Below are 14,071 nucleotides of genomic sequence, written 5' to 3' on the forward strand. Positions count from 1 at the left end.
TCGCCGAGCCGACAAGCCGGGCTATTTGTGGGTAGGCAGCCACATACCGCCATATGTTCATGTCTCGTTAAGTGCGGCGGTCCACCCTGCGGCATGATGTCGAGGAGGGCGTCCAAATGACCTGTTCCCAGCAGAGTGTCGCGGTCGGTGGCTTCACGGCGACAATCACCGACCTCGGGGATCGCCGGGAAATCACCGTCGCACGTGCGGGGCTCGGTCCCTGGGTCTACCAGGAGACCACCCTGGCGAGCCTCTCGGCCTGCGTCGAGCGGTTCACCGGGCAGTCGGCCTCGCGTCAGCACGCCGATCAGCCCTGCTAGGACGGTACCGGCGCACTGACGGAACCCAATCGGAGTCCGGCGTTCAGAGTTCGGCCGCGACAGCCTTCACCGCCTTGGCCGTCGCCGCCACCACGATGTCGGCCTCCTCCCGCGTCAGGCAGAGCGGCGGTGCGAAGCCGAGGATGTCGCCCTGGGGCATGGCGCGGGCGATGACTCCCCGCTCCAGAAGGGCTGCGGACAGGCGCGGCCCGACCTTCGCCTCGGCGGGGAAGAAGCGGCGGTCGTCCCGGTCGGCGACGAACTCCACCGCCGCCAGCATGCCCTCGCCGCGCACCTCGCCGACCATCGGATGGCCGGCCAGCGCGTCGGTCAGCGCCGCGCGGAAATAGCCCCCGGTCTCACGCGCGTTGGTCACCAGATCGAGCGTGTCGATCAGCTCCAGATTCGCTACCCCGGCGGCGGCGCAGAGCGGATGGGCCGAATAGGTCCAGCCATGGCCGATGGGGCCGAGCTGGTCGGAGCCCTTCTCCAGCACCTTCCACACCCGGTCGCCGACGATCACCCCCGAGAGCGGCGCATAGGCGGAGGTCAGCCCCTTGGCGATGGTGATGAGGTCGGGCCTGATGCCGTAATGGTCGGAGCCGAACATGCTGCCGAGCCGGCCGAACCCGGTCACCACCTCGTCGGCGATCAGCAGGATGTCGTGCTTGTCCAGGACGGCCTGGATCTTCTCCCAGTAGCCGGCGGGCGGCGGAACGATGCCGCCGGTGCCCAGCACCGGTTCGCCGATGAAGGCGGCGATGGTCTCCGGCCCCTCCGCCTGGATCAGCGCCTCCAGCCGGTCGGCGCAGTGCTGGGAGAACTGCTCCTCGCTCATGCTGCGGTCGGCCCGGCGGAAATAATAGGGGGCTTCGGTGTGCAGCACCGGCGGGCGCGGCAGGTCGAAGGCCTTGTGGAACAGCTCCAGCCCGGTCAGGCTGCCGGTCATCACCCCCGACCCGTGATAGCCGCGCCAGCGCGAGATGATCTTCTTCTTCTCGGGCCGGCCGAGGATGTTGTTGTAATACCAGACCAGCTTAATGTTGGTCTCGTTCGCGTCCGACCCCGACAGGCCGAAATAGACGCGTGACATCCCGGCGGGCGCCCGGTCGACGATCATCCTGGCCAGCGTGATCGACGGTTCGCTGCCATGCCCGACATAGGCGTGATAATAGGCGAGCTTGCCGGCCTGCTCGGCGATGGCGTCGGCGATCTCGCGGCGGCCATAGCCGACATTGACGCAATAGAGGCCGGCGAAGGCGTCCAGGCTGCGCTTGCCGTCACGGTCGGTGATGTAGACGCCCTCGCCGCCGGTGACGACGCGGGTCGGCGTGTCGCCGCGGGCATGTGCCGCCATGTGGGTCGACGGGTGGAAGAAATGGTCGCGGTCCCAGGCGGTCAGCTCGTTGGTCAGGTCGGTCATGGCGTGGTTTCCCAAACAGGAATTTCGGGTCGAGCGGCTGGTTCAGGCGGCGTCGAGGCAGACGTATTTCAGCTCGGTGAAGGCCTCCATCCCATGGCGCGAGCCTTCGCGGCCGAGGCCGGATTGCTTGACCCCGCCGAAGGGGACCGGCGCGCCGGTGATCTTCACCCGGTTGACCGCCACCATGCCGTAGTGCAGCGCCCGCGACAGGCGGAGGATCCGGCCGGCGTCACGGGTCACCAGATAGGCGACGAGGCCGTAGTCGGTGTCGTTGGCGCGGGCCACCGCCTCCGCCTCGTCATCGAAGGGCAGGAGCGCGGCGACCGGGCCGAAGGTCTCCTCGCGCAGGATCAGCGAGTCCGGCGCCACGTCGGCCAGCACGGTCGGACGGTAGAACAGCGGGCCGGCGGGATGGACCTCGCCGCCGGTCAGGCAGCGGGCGCCGCGGTCGAGCGCGTCGCGGACATGGCGGGCGCATTTGTCGACCGCCCGCCCGTTCATCAGCGGGCCGATCTGCACCTCCGGCTCCAGCCCCGGCCCGACGCGCAGCGCGGCACTGCGGGCGGTGAAGGCGGCGCAGAAGCTGTCGTAGAGCGGGCGCTGCACGTAGATGCGGTTGGCGGCGAGGCAGTCCTGGCCGGAGGTGGCGAACTTCGCGTCGATGGCGATGTCCACCGCCCGTTGCAGATCGGCATCGGCGAAGACCAGCAGAGGTGCATGGCCGCCCAGCTCCATCACCAGCCGCTTCATGGTCGGGGCACAGCGCGCGGCGATGCGGCTGCCGATTTCGGTGGAACCGGTGAAGCTCATGGCCCGGACGCGGGCATCGTCGCACAGCGCGCCGACCAGCGGCTCCGGATCGCCGGTCAGGACGTTGAACACGCCGGCGGGGATGCCCGCCCGCTCCGCCAGTTCCGCCAGCGCCAGCGCCGACAGCGGCGTCTCGGACGACGCATGCGCCACCACGGTGCAACCGGCGGCCAGCGCCGCCGCCGCCTTGCGCGTCAGCATCGCCGACGGGAAGTTCCACGGCGTCGCCATGCCGGTCACGCCCAGCGCCTCCCGCCGCAGCAGCATTTCGGCACCGGGCAGATGGCTGGCGATGCCCTCGACGCCCACCCGCTTGGCTTCCTCCGCATACCATTCGACAAAGGAGGCGGCGTAGTCGATCTCCCCCCGCGCTTCGGCGAGCGGCTTGCCCTGCTCCAAGGTCATCAGCAGGGCCAGATCCTCCCTGGCGGCGGTGATGCGGTCGAACCAGTCGCGCAGGCGGGCGGCGCGGTCCTGGGGCAGCCGGGCGCTCCAGGCCGGGAACGCTGCGGCAGCGGCGGTGACGGCGGCGGTCGCCTGGGCGGCGTCCAGCGCCGCGACCTGGGCGAGAGTCCGTCCGCTGGCCGGGTCGGTCACTGCGAAGGTGGCGCCGTCCGGTGCCGCGGTCCAGCGTCCGCCGACATAGGCGAGTTCGCGCAGCAGCCGGCGGTCGCTCAGGCGGCCGACGGCGTCGTGACGGTCCGGGCGGGACAGCTGCGCGGTCATGGACACCTCCGGAATAAGGGGGCAGCGCCGAAGCGCCGGTGTTCCGGAGTCTAGAGGTGCGGCGATGGAGAGAGTGTCCGAACCTGCCCCTTGGGGCGGAGAGTGTCTCTTTCCCAAGGTGGGCAGGAAGAGAAAGTCTCTATCAGGTTGGGACGGACCCGCCCGGCTCCTCCATCAGCGCCTCCAGCGGCATCGCCGCATCGTCCTTCACCGTCCGCGTGACGATGTAGGTGAAATAACGGTCGATCCCGGCGTCGCCGTCCAGCAGCCGGTCGATGATCCGCTGATAGGCATCGACGTCGCGCGCCACCACCCGCAGGACATAATCGACCCCACCGCCGACCGACCAGCAGGAGACGATGCCGGGCTCGGCCCTGACCGCCCGTTCGAAGCGGTCGAAATCGACCTGCCGGTGGCTGCCCAGCGTCACCTCGACCAGCGCCATCGCGAAGGGCGTCACCTGCCGCAGGGCCAGCCGCGCGTGATAGCCGGTGACGATGCCGCCCTCCTCCAGCCGGCGCAGCCGCACCCAGCACGGCGTCGGCGACAGCCCCACCCTGTCGGCCAAAGCCAGCTTGGTGATGCGGCCGTCCCGCTGGATTTCCGAAAGGATGCGCAGGTCGATGAGATCGAGCTTCAGGTCGGGCATGGGGCGGGGAGCCTCTGGAAAATGACGACCCGACGATGTCCGCGCTTTCCGCCATTGTCAAATGTGGTGATTTCCAGCAGAAATGTTGCATGACAAAGTGGCACCCCGATGCATCGGCTTTGAGCAGGCCCGTCTATCTCTCGCTGGCCGATCAGGTGCAGCGGGCGATCATGCAAGGCCAACTGGCGGTCGGCGACCAGCTGCCCACCCACCGGCAGCTTGCCGACGAATTGGGCATTTCCGTCCAGACCGTCAGCCGCGCCTACGAGGAGCTGATCCGACGCGGTCTGATCAGCGGGGAGACCGGGCGCGGCACCTTCATCCGTGCCGTCCAGACCGAGGTCGATCCGCCCTACATCCCGCAACGCACCGACGAGGTGATCGACCTGTCGATCCTGAAGCCGGTGTGCGAGCCGCTGCATGTGGAGGCGATGCGGGGGGCGCTGGTGGAGCTTGCCGCCAGCCTGCCGCCGGCCGTGGTGCTGTCCTTCCGCCCCAACACCCTGTTCGCCCGCCACCGGGCGACGGCGGTGTCCTGGCTGCGCCACTGCGGGGTGGAGACGACGGCGGCCAACGTCACCCTGACCAACGGCGCCACCGCCGGCATGACCATCGCCCTGATGGCGGCCGCCCCGCCGGGATCGACCGTGGTGACGGAGGAGGTCGGGCACCATACCCTGCTGCCGCTCGCCTCCTATCTCGGCATCAAGCTGCGCGGCGTCGCGATAGACGAGGAGGGCATCCGGCCCGACGCCCTCGACGCCGCCTGCCGCGACGGCACGGCCAAGGCCCTGTTCGTCATGCCGAACCCGATCAACGCCACCGCGACCCACATGGGCGAAGAGCGGCGGAAGGAGATCGCGCGCATGGCCCAGCGGCACAATCTCTCCATCGTGGAGAACGACCCGCTGGGGCCCCTGCTGAGCGACCGGCGCCCGCCACTGGCGGCCCTGGCGCCGGAACGGACGCTCTACGTCACCAGCTTCACCAAGACGGTGATGCCGGGCCTGCGCACCGGCTATCTGGTGGTTCCGGACCGGCTGCTCGCCGCCGTCACCAACCGCCATCTGGTGACCAACTGGATCGCGACGCCCATCGTCGCCGAGATCGCCACCCGCTGGGTCGAGAACGGATTCGCGATGGAGATGGTGGAGTGGCAGCGCAAGGCCCTGCACCGCCGCCACGCGCTGGCGGCGGAGATCCTGAAAGGCATCCCCCATCGCAGCCATGCCGAGGGGCTGCATCTGTGGCTGCCGCTGGGGGAAGGACGGCCGGAGGCAACCTTCGTGTCGCATGCCCGCCATCAGGGGGTGGCGCTGGCGCCGGGATCGGCCTTCGCCATCGGCCCCGGAACGCGGCCCGACGCGCTGCGCGTCTCCATCGGCTCCACCACCGAGGCGGAGCTGCACGCCGGCCTGCGCGTGATCGTCAATCTGCTGAACAGCGACCCGGAGCCGGTGCTTCTCGCCATCTGAACAATTCCGAGGTGAGCTTCTCCGGAATTGTCATGATTTTATTTTCCGGATTGACATGATTTTTGCGGTCCCGCATCGTTTGCGCACATCCACGGTCGCCAACCATTGCAAGGGAAGACCGGTGTGACCGACGCAATCATCGACATCGACCGGGTCACGAAGCGCTACGGCTCGCACACCGTGCTGCAGGACCTGTGTTTTTCAGTCCGGCCGGGTGAGAAGCTGGCGCTGATCGGGCCGTCCGGCTCCGGCAAGACGACGATCCTGCGGACGCTGATGACGCTGGAGACCATCGAAAGCGGCACCATCCGCATCGATGGCGAGCCTCTGTTCCAGATGGAGCGCAACGGCAGCCTGGTCCCCGCCGACGAGGCGCATCTGCACCGGATGCGGACCAGGATCGGCATGGTGTTCCAGCTGTTCAACCTGTTCCCGCACAAATGCGTGCTGGACAACGTCACGCTGGCGCCGATGCTGACCAAGGGCGTCAGGAAGGCGGATGCCGAACGCCGGGCGATGGAACTGCTGGATCTCGTCGGCCTCGCCGACAAGGCCCACGCCATGCCGGCCCAGCTGTCCGGCGGCCAGAAGCAGCGGGTGGCCATCGCCCGCGCCCTGGCGCTGCAACCCAGGATCATGCTGTTCGACGAAGTGACCTCCGCCCTCGACCCCGAACTGGTGGAGGAGGTGCTGAACGTCATGCGGATGCTGGGGTCGACCACCGACATGACCATGTTGCTGGTGACCCACGAGATGAGCTTCGCCCACGATTTCGCCGACCGCGTGCTGTTCTTCGACCGCGGCCGCATCGTGGAGGAGGGACCGCCCGATGTCCTCTTCACCAATCCGACGCACGAGCGGACCCAGGCCTTTTTGAAAAAGATCATCGCCGCCGGACAGCGCATCTGACGATTCAGCGTATCTGAAGGCTCGGCGCATCCGACTGCGTCCGTTTTCCGCTTTTCCCCCGAACGCAGGAGGTCTCGGCTTCATGGCTGATTGGGCCGGCTATCTGGGCTTGATGCTGGACGGCGCGCTGGTGACGGCGAAACTGACCGTGCTCGGCTGCGCGCTGGCCCTGCCGGCCGCCTTCCTCGCCGGGCTGGGCCGGCTGTCGCGCCACGCCACGGTGCGCGCCCTGTCGGTCGCCTATATCGAGTTCTTTCGCGGCACCTCGATCTTCGTCCAGCTTTTCTGGGCCTATTTCGTCCTGCCGCTGATCGGGGTGACGCTGACGCCGTTGCAGGCCGGCGTGCTGGCGCTCGGGCTGAATGTCGGCGCCTATGGCGCGGAGGTGGTGCGGGCGGCGGTGCAGTCCATCGGGCGCGAACAGCACGAGGCCTGCGTCGCCCTGAACCTGACGCGCTGGCAGAGCCTGCGCCACGTGCTGCTGCCGCAGGCGGCGGTGGTGATGGTACCGACCTTCTGCAACAACGCCATCGAGCTGCTGAAGGCGACCTCGGTCGTCTCGCTGATCTCCCTCAGCGACCTCACCTTCCAGGCACAGGTCGTCCGCTCGCAGACCGGCAGCACCGCGCTGCCCTTCCTGACCGTGCTGGTCATCTACTTCGCCTATGCCAGCCTGATCTCGTTCGGCATGAAAGCCCTGGAGCGCCGCATGACCCGCGGCCTCGACGGGCTGCGCACTTAAGGAAACCGGCCATGGAATGGGATTGGGAGTTCGTCCGCGAGATCATGCCGATGCTGCTGGACGGCCTGCGCATCACGCTGCTGGCCACCCTGCTCGGCTCCATCCTGGCCGCCGTCGCCGGGCTGGGCTTCGCCCTGCTGCGCCGCTCGAAAAGCCGGCCGGTGGCGCGCATCACCGGCTTCGTGGTGGAGTTCATCCGCGGCACCCCGCTGCTGGTGCAGCTGTATTTCCTGTTCTACGTGCTGCCGGAGCTGGGCCTCTTGCTGTCGCCGCTGACCGCCGGGGTGGTGGGCTTGGGCCTTCATTACGCCACCTACGCCTCGGAGGTCTTCCGCGCCGGCATCGACAACACGCCGCGCGGCCAGTGGGAGGCAGCGAAGGCCTGCAACCTCACGCCCTACCAGACCTGGCGCCATGTCATCCTGCCGCAGGCGATCCCGCCGATGATCCCGGCACTGGCGAATTATTTCGTCGCGATGTTCAAGGAAACCCCGCTGCTCTCCGCCATCACGGTAATCGAGCTGATGAGCGAGGCCCGCGGCGTCGCCAACAGCAATTACCGCTATCTGGAGCCGATGACGATGGTCGGCGTCCTGTTCCTGTGCATCAGCCTGATCGCCGTGCCCGCCCTGCACCTGCTGGAGCGCCGTTTCCGGCCAACCCGCTGATTGCCAGCCTGCCGGCCCGCCGATGGCTGCAAGCCGATCCCGGAGTTTTCGAGCCATGTCCTCCCTTCCCATCCTGCTCTCGGCCACCGCGCTGGCCTTCGACGACCGCCCGGTTGAAAAGCGCGTCGGTCTGGTCGTGCTGGCGACCGACCACACGACCGAACCGGACTTCCGCCGCATGGTCGCCAGTGACCGCATCGGCGTCTACACCGCGCGCATCGCCTACGCCAACCCGACGACGCCGGAGAATCTGCGCCGCATGCAGCCGCGCCTCGCCGAAGGGGCGGCGCTGATCCTGCCCGACGAGCCGCTCGACGCCATCTGCTATTCCTGCACCTCGGCCAGCGTCGTGATGGGCGACGACGCCATCGAGCAGGCCATCGCCTCGGCCAAGCCGGGTGTTCCCGTCATCACCCCGCCCGCCGCCGCCCGCCACGGCCTGACGGCGTTCGGTGCCCGGCGCATCGCCGTGCTGACCCCCTACACCGAACAGACCAGCCGGCCGATGGCCGCCTATTTTGCGGAACACGGGTTCGACATCGCGCGCTTCACCTGCTTCGGGCTGGACGACGACCGCGAGATGGCGCGCATCGCACCGGCCAGTCTGGTGCGCGCCGCCATCGAGGCGATGCCGCCGGACGCCGAGGCGCTGTTCATCTCCTGCACCGCCCTGCGCTCGGCCGGCGTCGCCGCCGAGATCGAGGACGCCATCGGCCGCCCCGTCGTCACCAGCAACCAGGCCACCGCCTGGGCCGCGCTGCGCCTGTGCGGCGACGACCGGCCCCGTCCCGGGGCCGGGCGGCTGATGACACTGCCGCTGCCGGGGAAGGCTTGGTCATGAGCGGGCAGGACATCGGCCTGGAGAACGTCTTCCGCGCCCGCGCGCGGCTGGCCGGGCGGATCGTGGCGACGCCGACCGTCGCCTCGCCCAGCCTGACCGCCCGTTGCGGCGCTCCGGTCTTCCTGAAGCTGGAAACCCGCCAGACCACCGGCAGCTTCAAGCTGCGTGGCGCCACCAACGCGCTGTCGGCCCTGCCGCGCGAGGCATTGGCGATGGGGGTCGCGGCGGCCTCCACCGGCAATCATGGCCGGGCGCTCGCCCATGCCGCCGCACAGGCCGGCGTCCGCTGCGTCGTCTGCATGTCGGCGCTGGTCCCAGCCAACAAAATCGAGGGGATCCGCGCGCTGGGGGCGGAGATCCGCATCGTCGGCCGCTCCCAGGACGACGCGCAGGTCGAGGTCGACCGGCTGGTCCGCGAGGAGGGCTTCGCCACCGTCCCGCCCTTCGACCATGCCGACGTCATTGCCGGGCAGGGCACGCTGGGGCTGGAGATCATCGAGGCGGTTCCCGACGCCGAGCTGCTGCTGGTGCCGCTGTCGGGCGGCGGCCTGATCGGCGGCGTGGCGCTGGCGGCCAAGGCCCTGCGGCCAGGCCTGCGGGTGATCGGCGTGTCGATGGAACGCGGCGCCGCGATGCATGCCAGCCTGAAGGCCGGACGCCCGGTCCAGGTCGAGGAGTTGGAGACGCTGGCGGATTCGCTCGGCGGCGGCATCGGGCTCGACAACCGCCACACCCACCGGCTTGCCGCCAGCCTGCTCGACGACGTGGTCCTGCTGACCGAGGCGGAGATCGCCGCCGGCATCGAACACGCCTATTCCGCCGAGCAGGAAATCGTCGAAGGCGCCGGTGCCGTCGGCATCGCGGCACTGCTCGCTGGCAAGGTGACGCCGCGCGGCCCGGCAATCGCCCTGCTGTCCGGCCGCAACATCGCCATGGACCTGCACCGCCGCATCATCACCGGAGGCCTGCCATGCCCCGCATGACCATCCTGACCGAGGCGGAGCTGCGGCGGATCGTTCCGCTCGACCGCGATGCCGTCGCCTGTGTCGAGGGCGCTTTCCTGGCGCTGGCCACCCGCCCGGTGGCGATGCCGCCGATCCTGCGGCTCGACATCCCGGAATATCGCGGGGAAGTCGACGTCAAGACCGCCTATGTCCCCGGCCTCGACGGTTTCGCCATCAAGATCAGTCCCGGCTTCTTCGGCAACCCGGCGCTCGGCCTGCCCAGCGTCAACGGGCTGATGGTGCTGCTGAGCAGCCGGACCGGTCTGGTCGAGGCCCTGCTCCTCGACAACGGTTATCTGACCGACGTGCGGACCGCGGCGGCGGGAGCGGTGGCCGCCAAACACCTGTCGCGTCCCGACAGCGCCGTCGCCGCCATCTTCGGCGCCGGGGTGCAGGCGGCGTTGCAGCTGGAGGCGCTGACCCTGGTCCGCCCGATCCGCCAGGCCCGCCTCTGGGCGCGCCAGCCCGAGCGCGCCGCCGCCACCGCCGCCCGGCTGTCGGAGCGGCTGGGCCTCCCCGTACACGCCGCGACGGAGAGCAGGGCGGCGGTCGCCGGCGCCGACATCGTCGTCACCACCACCCCGGCCGACCGGCCGATCCTGATGGCGGACTGGCTCGAACCCGGCCAGCACGTCACCGCCATGGGGTCGGACGCCGAGCACAAGAACGAACTCGATCCCGCCATCCTGTCCCGTGCCGACCTCTATGTCGCCGACCGCCTGACGCAGACCCGCCGGCTGGGTGAGCTGCATCACGCGATTGCCGCCGGCACGGTCGCCGCCGACCGGGAGTTTCCCGAACTGGGCGCCGTCATCGCCGGGCAGGCCGCGGGCCGCCCGTCCACCGACGCCATCACCGTCTGCGACCTCACCGGAACCGGGGTGCAGGACACCGCCATCGCCACGCTGGCGCGCGGCCGGGCCCTGGCGGCCGGTGCCGGCACCGTCTTCGACGCCTGAACATCCCTCCTCTTACGAGAGAGACCCCGACATGCTGGAACCGACGCTGAACTTCAGCCGGGCCGAATATGCCGCCCGGCTCGACAAGACCCGTGCCGCCATGGACAAGGCCGGCATCGAGCTGCTGATCGTCACCGATCCGTCGAACATGGCCTGGCTGACCGGCTATGACGGCTGGTCCTTCTACGTCCACCAATGCGTGATCGTGCCGCCGCACGGCGAGCCGATCTGGTACGGACGCGGCCAGGACGCCAACGGCGCCAAGCGCACCGCCTATCTGGGCCATGACAGCATCATCGGCTATCCCGACCATTACGTGCAATCGACCGAGCGCCACCCGATGGACCTGCTGTCGACGATCCTGGCGGATCGCGGCTGGGGTGGGCTCACCATCGGCGTCGAGATGGACAATTACTGGTTCACCGCCGCCGCCTGTCAATCGCTGACCACCCACCTGCCCAACGCCCGCTTCCAGAACGCGACGGCGCTGGTCAACTGGCAGCGCGCGGTGAAGAGCCCGCAGGAACTCGACTATATGCGCAAGGCCGCCCGCATCGTCGAGGCGATGCACGCTCGCATCGTCGAGCGGGTCGAGCCGGGGATGCGCAAATGCGACCTCGTGGCCGAGATCTACGACGCCGGCATCCGCGGCATCGGGGGGGCGGACGGCTTCGGCGGCGACTATCCGGCCATCGTCCCGCTTCTGCCGTCGGGGGCCGACGCCTCGGCCCCGCACCTGACCTGGGACGACCGGCCGATGAAGCTGGGCGAGGGCACCTTCTTCGAGATCGCCGGCTGCTACAAACGCTATCACTGCCCGCTGTCGCGCACCGTCTTCCTCGGCACGCCGACCCAGGCCTTCCTCGACGCCGAGAAGGCGACGCTGGAGGGAATGGAGGCCGGGCTTGCCGCCGCCAGGCCGGGCAACAGCTGTGAGGACATCGCCAACGCCTTCTTCGCCGTGCTGAAGCGCTACGGCATCACCAAGGACAACCGCACCGGCTACCCCATCGGCCTCAGCTATCCGCCGGACTGGGGCGAGCGCACCATGAGCCTGCGCCCCGGCGACCGCACCGAACTCCAGCCCGGCATGACCTTCCACTTCATGACCGGCCTTTGGCTGGAGGATATGGGGCTGGAGATCACCGAGAGCATCGCCATCACCGACACCGGCGTCGAATGCCTGGCCAATGTGCCGCGCAAGCTGTTCGTGAAGTCCTGACCATGGCGCCCGTCACGCTTGCCCCCTCCCCGATAACCCCGACGGTCGATTTCGACCGCGACGGCGTGCAGCACGGATTTCTGCGCCTGCCCTACAGCCGGGACGATTCGGCCTGGGGTTCGGTGATGATCCCGCTCACCGTGGTGCGCAACGGCAGCGGGCCGACCGCGCTCTTGACCGGCGCCAACCATGGCGACGAGTATGAGGGTGCCGTCGCCCTGTTCGACCTCGCCCAGACCCTCACGGCCGACCGGGTCGCCGGCCGCGTCATCATCGTTCCGGCGATGAACTACCCGGCCTTCCAGGCGGGAACCCGAACCTCGCCCATCGACAAGGGCAACCTGAACCGCAGCTTTCCCGGCCGCCCCGACGGCACGGTGACGCAGAAGATCGCCGACTACTTCGCCCGCGAACTCCTGCCGCTGGCCGATCTGGTGATGGACATCCATTCCGGCGGCAGGACGCTGGACTTCGTTCCCTTCGCCGCCGCCCACGTCCTGCCCGACAAGGACCAGGAGGCGCGCTGCTTCGCTGCCGTGGCCGCCTTCGCCGCACCCTTTTCCATGCGCATGCTGGAGATCGACGCGGTCGGCATGTACGACACGGCGGCGGAGGAGCTGGGCAAGACCTTCGTCACCACCGAACTCGGCGGCGGCGGCACCGGGCGGGCGGAGACCATCGCCATCGCCAAGCGCGGCGTCCGCAACGTCCTGCGCCACGCAGGGATCCTGACGGGCGGCCAAGCGGCGGAGGGGCAGTCGGCCGGCAGCCAACCGGTGGAAGCCAGCCGCTGGCTCGACATGCCGTCGGGCGACTGTTTCCGCTTCGCCGAGGACAGCGGCCTGATCGAGGCCTGCGTCGATCTGGGCCAGCCGGTGCGGGCGGGCGATCTGCTTGCCCGCATCCACCCCATCGGCCGCACGGGGCTGGCGCCGGCCGAATACCGGGCGGCGCTGGACGGCATCCTGGCGGCCCGGCATTTCCCCGGCCTGGTCAAGGCCGGCGACTGCATCGCGGTGGTCGGAACGGTCGAGAGCTGACCGCCGCCTGTTGAAACCCGCCTCGGCAGAAGGCGGGAATTTTGAAGAACGGTATCCACACCGACCGAACAGGGGCCGGCGTCCAGACGGGACCGCCGGCCGGGCACTCACCAAGTCACGAAAGAGGGACGGCCGACATGAAACACCTGAAGATCGCCAAAGGCTTCGGCATCGCCGCGGCACTCCTCACGCTCGCCGCGCCGGCCTTTGCCGCCGACACGCTGGAGACGCTGCGCGAACAGGGATTCGCCCGCATCGGGATCGCCAACGAACCTCCCTACACCGCCGTCAAGCCGGACGGCACCGTGTCGGGCGCCGCCCCCGACGTTGCCCGCGCGGTGATGAAGAAGCTGGGTGTCAACGATGTCGTCGCCTCGATCTCCGAATATGGCGCGATGATTCCAGGCCTCCAGGCCCGCCGCTTCGACGCCGTCACCGCCGGCCTGTTCATGAAGCCGGAGCGCTGCAAGGCCGTCGCCTATTCCGAGCCGATCCTCTGCGATGCCGAATCCTTCGCTTTGAAGAAGGGCAACCCGCTGAAGCTGGCCTCCTACGAGGACATCGCCAAGAACCCGAACGCCAAAATCGGCGCTCCCGGCGGCGGCACCGAGGAGAAGCTGGCGTTGCAGGCCGGCGTGCCGCGCGACCGCGTGATCGTGGTGCCCGACCCGCAGAGCGGCCTGAAGATGCTGCAGGACGGCCGCATCGACGTCTATTCGCTGCCGGTCCTGTCGATCCACGATCTGGTCGGCAAGGCCAACGACCCGAACATCGAGGTGGTCGCCCCGGTCAAGGGCGCCCCGGTCTATTGCGACGGCGCCGCCTTCCGCAAGCAGGACACAGCGCTGCGCGATGCCTTCGACAAGGTGCTGGCGGAGATGAAGGCCTCCGGCGAGTTCGCCAGGATCATCGAGCCCTACGGCTTCTCCGCCGAGGCTGCGAAGCAGACCTCCCGCGAGAAGCTCTGCGCCGCATCCAACTGATCGGGCCGCCGGCTGCGCGTGGATTGAAGTCCGACGTTGGCCTGAGCAGGGGCGGGGCAGGAAATCCTCCCCGCCCCTGCTGCATTTCCATCTGCCCATAGCCCCTGTCCGCCAGCGACGGCGCTGCCGCGGCAGGGCCCATTCCTTGGAATCGATGGGACAAAATGTCGCACATTCCTCTGTAGAGGAGGAAGATGGCGGTCTCCGCCCAGGGTAGCCTCGTCTTCGTAATGGAAGGGAGGCAGACGTGACATTCTCTTCGAATGAACCACCGCCCATCAATCAAAGAGACCTTCGAAA

General features: G+C 68.9%; 14 protein-coding genes. 11 read left to right on the forward strand and 3 right to left on the reverse strand.

All coding sequences use genetic code 11. The features are described 5' to 3' along the window. Nucleotides 1-116 precede the first annotated feature (116 nt). Entirely contained in the window at nucleotides 117-320 is a 204-nt protein-coding gene (locus GBZ48_RS12305; protein WP_174471315.1) for a hypothetical protein, read from the forward strand. 43 nt (nucleotides 321-363) lie between these two features. Here the strand turns inward: GBZ48_RS12305 and GBZ48_RS12310 are convergent, their stop codons facing one another. From GBZ48_RS12310 to GBZ48_RS12320, 3 genes are all read right to left on the reverse strand, one after another. Then, nucleotides 364-1,743 carry an aspartate aminotransferase family protein gene (locus tag GBZ48_RS12310; RefSeq protein ID WP_174471316.1) on the reverse strand — a complete coding sequence of 460 codons (1,380 nt, stop codon included), beginning with the start codon at nucleotides 1,741-1,743 and terminating at the stop codon, nucleotides 364-366. 42 nt (nucleotides 1,744-1,785) lie between these two features. Continuing rightward, complete coding sequence (locus GBZ48_RS12315) at nucleotides 1,786-3,279, reverse strand: NAD-dependent succinate-semialdehyde dehydrogenase (RefSeq protein WP_174471317.1); 1,494 nt, start codon at nucleotides 3,277-3,279, stop codon at nucleotides 1,786-1,788. 142 nt (nucleotides 3,280-3,421) lie between these two features. Continuing rightward, a complete protein-coding gene (locus GBZ48_RS12320) occupies nucleotides 3,422-3,928 on the reverse strand; it encodes an Lrp/AsnC family transcriptional regulator (RefSeq protein ID WP_174471318.1) in 507 nt (168 codons plus the stop codon). A gap of 89 nt (nucleotides 3,929-4,017) precedes the next feature. On the opposite strand from GBZ48_RS12320, the gene ehuR reads away from it, so the two are divergent. The 10 genes from ehuR to ehuB all read left to right on the forward strand — a co-directional run bounded on the left by ehuR (nucleotide 4,018) and on the right by ehuB (nucleotide 13,771). Then, a complete protein-coding gene (gene ehuR, locus GBZ48_RS12325; protein ID WP_174471319.1) occupies nucleotides 4,018-5,403 on the forward strand; it encodes a MocR-like ectoine utilization transcription factor EhuR in 1,386 nt (461 codons plus the stop codon). A gap of 123 nt (nucleotides 5,404-5,526) precedes the next feature. Then, nucleotides 5,527-6,312: an ectoine/hydroxyectoine ABC transporter ATP-binding protein EhuA gene (gene ehuA / locus GBZ48_RS12330; protein WP_343049529.1), complete on the forward strand. Its 786-nt coding sequence runs from the start codon at nucleotides 5,527-5,529 to the stop codon at nucleotides 6,310-6,312. An 82-nt stretch (nucleotides 6,313-6,394) separates the two neighbouring features. Continuing rightward, complete coding sequence (ehuC, locus tag GBZ48_RS12335) at nucleotides 6,395-7,054, forward strand: ectoine/hydroxyectoine ABC transporter permease subunit EhuC (protein ID WP_174471320.1); 660 nt, start codon at nucleotides 6,395-6,397, stop codon at nucleotides 7,052-7,054. Nucleotides 7,055-7,065: 11 nt separating this feature from the next. Beyond that, nucleotides 7,066-7,722 (forward strand): ectoine/hydroxyectoine ABC transporter permease subunit EhuD, encoded by a 657-nt coding sequence (ehuD, locus tag GBZ48_RS12340; protein ID WP_174471321.1) that lies wholly within the window; start codon nucleotides 7,066-7,068, stop codon nucleotides 7,720-7,722. Nucleotides 7,723-7,777: 55 nt separating this feature from the next. Then, nucleotides 7,778-8,563, forward strand: coding sequence for an ectoine utilization protein EutA (gene eutA, locus GBZ48_RS12345; protein WP_174471322.1), 786 nt, complete (start codon nucleotides 7,778-7,780; stop codon nucleotides 8,561-8,563). Beyond that, complete coding sequence (gene eutB / locus GBZ48_RS12350) at nucleotides 8,560-9,546, forward strand: hydroxyectoine utilization dehydratase EutB (protein ID WP_174471323.1); 987 nt, start codon at nucleotides 8,560-8,562, stop codon at nucleotides 9,544-9,546. The genes eutA and eutB overlap by 4 nt, the downstream gene beginning before the upstream one ends. Further along, nucleotides 9,534-10,526: an ectoine utilization protein EutC gene (eutC, locus tag GBZ48_RS12355; RefSeq protein WP_174471324.1), complete on the forward strand. Its 993-nt coding sequence runs from the start codon at nucleotides 9,534-9,536 to the stop codon at nucleotides 10,524-10,526. Before eutB ends, eutC begins: the two co-directional genes overlap by 13 nt. Before the next feature lie 31 nt (nucleotides 10,527-10,557). Next, on the forward strand, nucleotides 10,558-11,748 hold the full coding sequence (gene doeA, locus GBZ48_RS12360; protein ID WP_209798336.1) for an ectoine hydrolase DoeA: 1,191 nt from the start codon (nucleotides 10,558-10,560) through the stop codon (nucleotides 11,746-11,748). Between the two features lie 2 nt (nucleotides 11,749-11,750). Next, nucleotides 11,751-12,788, forward strand: coding sequence for a N(2)-acetyl-L-2,4-diaminobutanoate deacetylase DoeB (gene doeB, locus GBZ48_RS12365; protein ID WP_209798337.1), 1,038 nt, complete (start codon nucleotides 11,751-11,753; stop codon nucleotides 12,786-12,788). 137 nt (nucleotides 12,789-12,925) lie between these two features. Next, nucleotides 12,926-13,771: an ectoine/hydroxyectoine ABC transporter substrate-binding protein EhuB gene (gene ehuB, locus GBZ48_RS12370; protein ID WP_174471326.1), complete on the forward strand. Its 846-nt coding sequence runs from the start codon at nucleotides 12,926-12,928 to the stop codon at nucleotides 13,769-13,771. Nucleotides 13,772-14,071 lie beyond the last annotated feature (300 nt).

The organism is Azospirillum melinis (assembly GCF_013340935.1).
Taxonomy (GTDB): Bacteria; Pseudomonadota; Alphaproteobacteria; order Azospirillales; family Azospirillaceae; genus Azospirillum; species Azospirillum melinis.

Coding starts and splice junctions, on each gene's coding strand:
- eutC (WP_174471324.1), top strand. CDS start 9,534: ATGCCCCGCATGACCATCCTGACCGAGGCGGAGCTGCGGCGGATCGTT.
- GBZ48_RS12310 (WP_174471316.1), bottom strand. CDS start 1,743: ATGACCGACCTGACCAACGAGCTGACCGCCTGGGACCGCGACCATTTC.
- ehuC (WP_174471320.1), top strand. CDS start 6,395: ATGGCTGATTGGGCCGGCTATCTGGGCTTGATGCTGGACGGCGCGCTG.
- ehuD (WP_174471321.1), top strand. CDS start 7,066: ATGGAATGGGATTGGGAGTTCGTCCGCGAGATCATGCCGATGCTGCTG.
- eutB (WP_174471323.1), top strand. CDS start 8,560: ATGAGCGGGCAGGACATCGGCCTGGAGAACGTCTTCCGCGCCCGCGCG.
- ehuR (WP_174471319.1), top strand. CDS start 4,018: ATGACAAAGTGGCACCCCGATGCATCGGCTTTGAGCAGGCCCGTCTAT.
- doeB (WP_209798337.1), top strand. CDS start 11,751: ATGGCGCCCGTCACGCTTGCCCCCTCCCCGATAACCCCGACGGTCGAT.
- GBZ48_RS12315 (WP_174471317.1), bottom strand. CDS start 3,279: ATGACCGCGCAGCTGTCCCGCCCGGACCGTCACGACGCCGTCGGCCGC.
- doeA (WP_209798336.1), top strand. CDS start 10,558: ATGCTGGAACCGACGCTGAACTTCAGCCGGGCCGAATATGCCGCCCGG.
- GBZ48_RS12320 (WP_174471318.1), bottom strand. CDS start 3,928: ATGCCCGACCTGAAGCTCGATCTCATCGACCTGCGCATCCTTTCGGAA.
- eutA (WP_174471322.1), top strand. CDS start 7,778: ATGTCCTCCCTTCCCATCCTGCTCTCGGCCACCGCGCTGGCCTTCGAC.
- GBZ48_RS12305 (WP_174471315.1), top strand. CDS start 117: ATGACCTGTTCCCAGCAGAGTGTCGCGGTCGGTGGCTTCACGGCGACA.
- ehuB (WP_174471326.1), top strand. CDS start 12,926: ATGAAACACCTGAAGATCGCCAAAGGCTTCGGCATCGCCGCGGCACTC.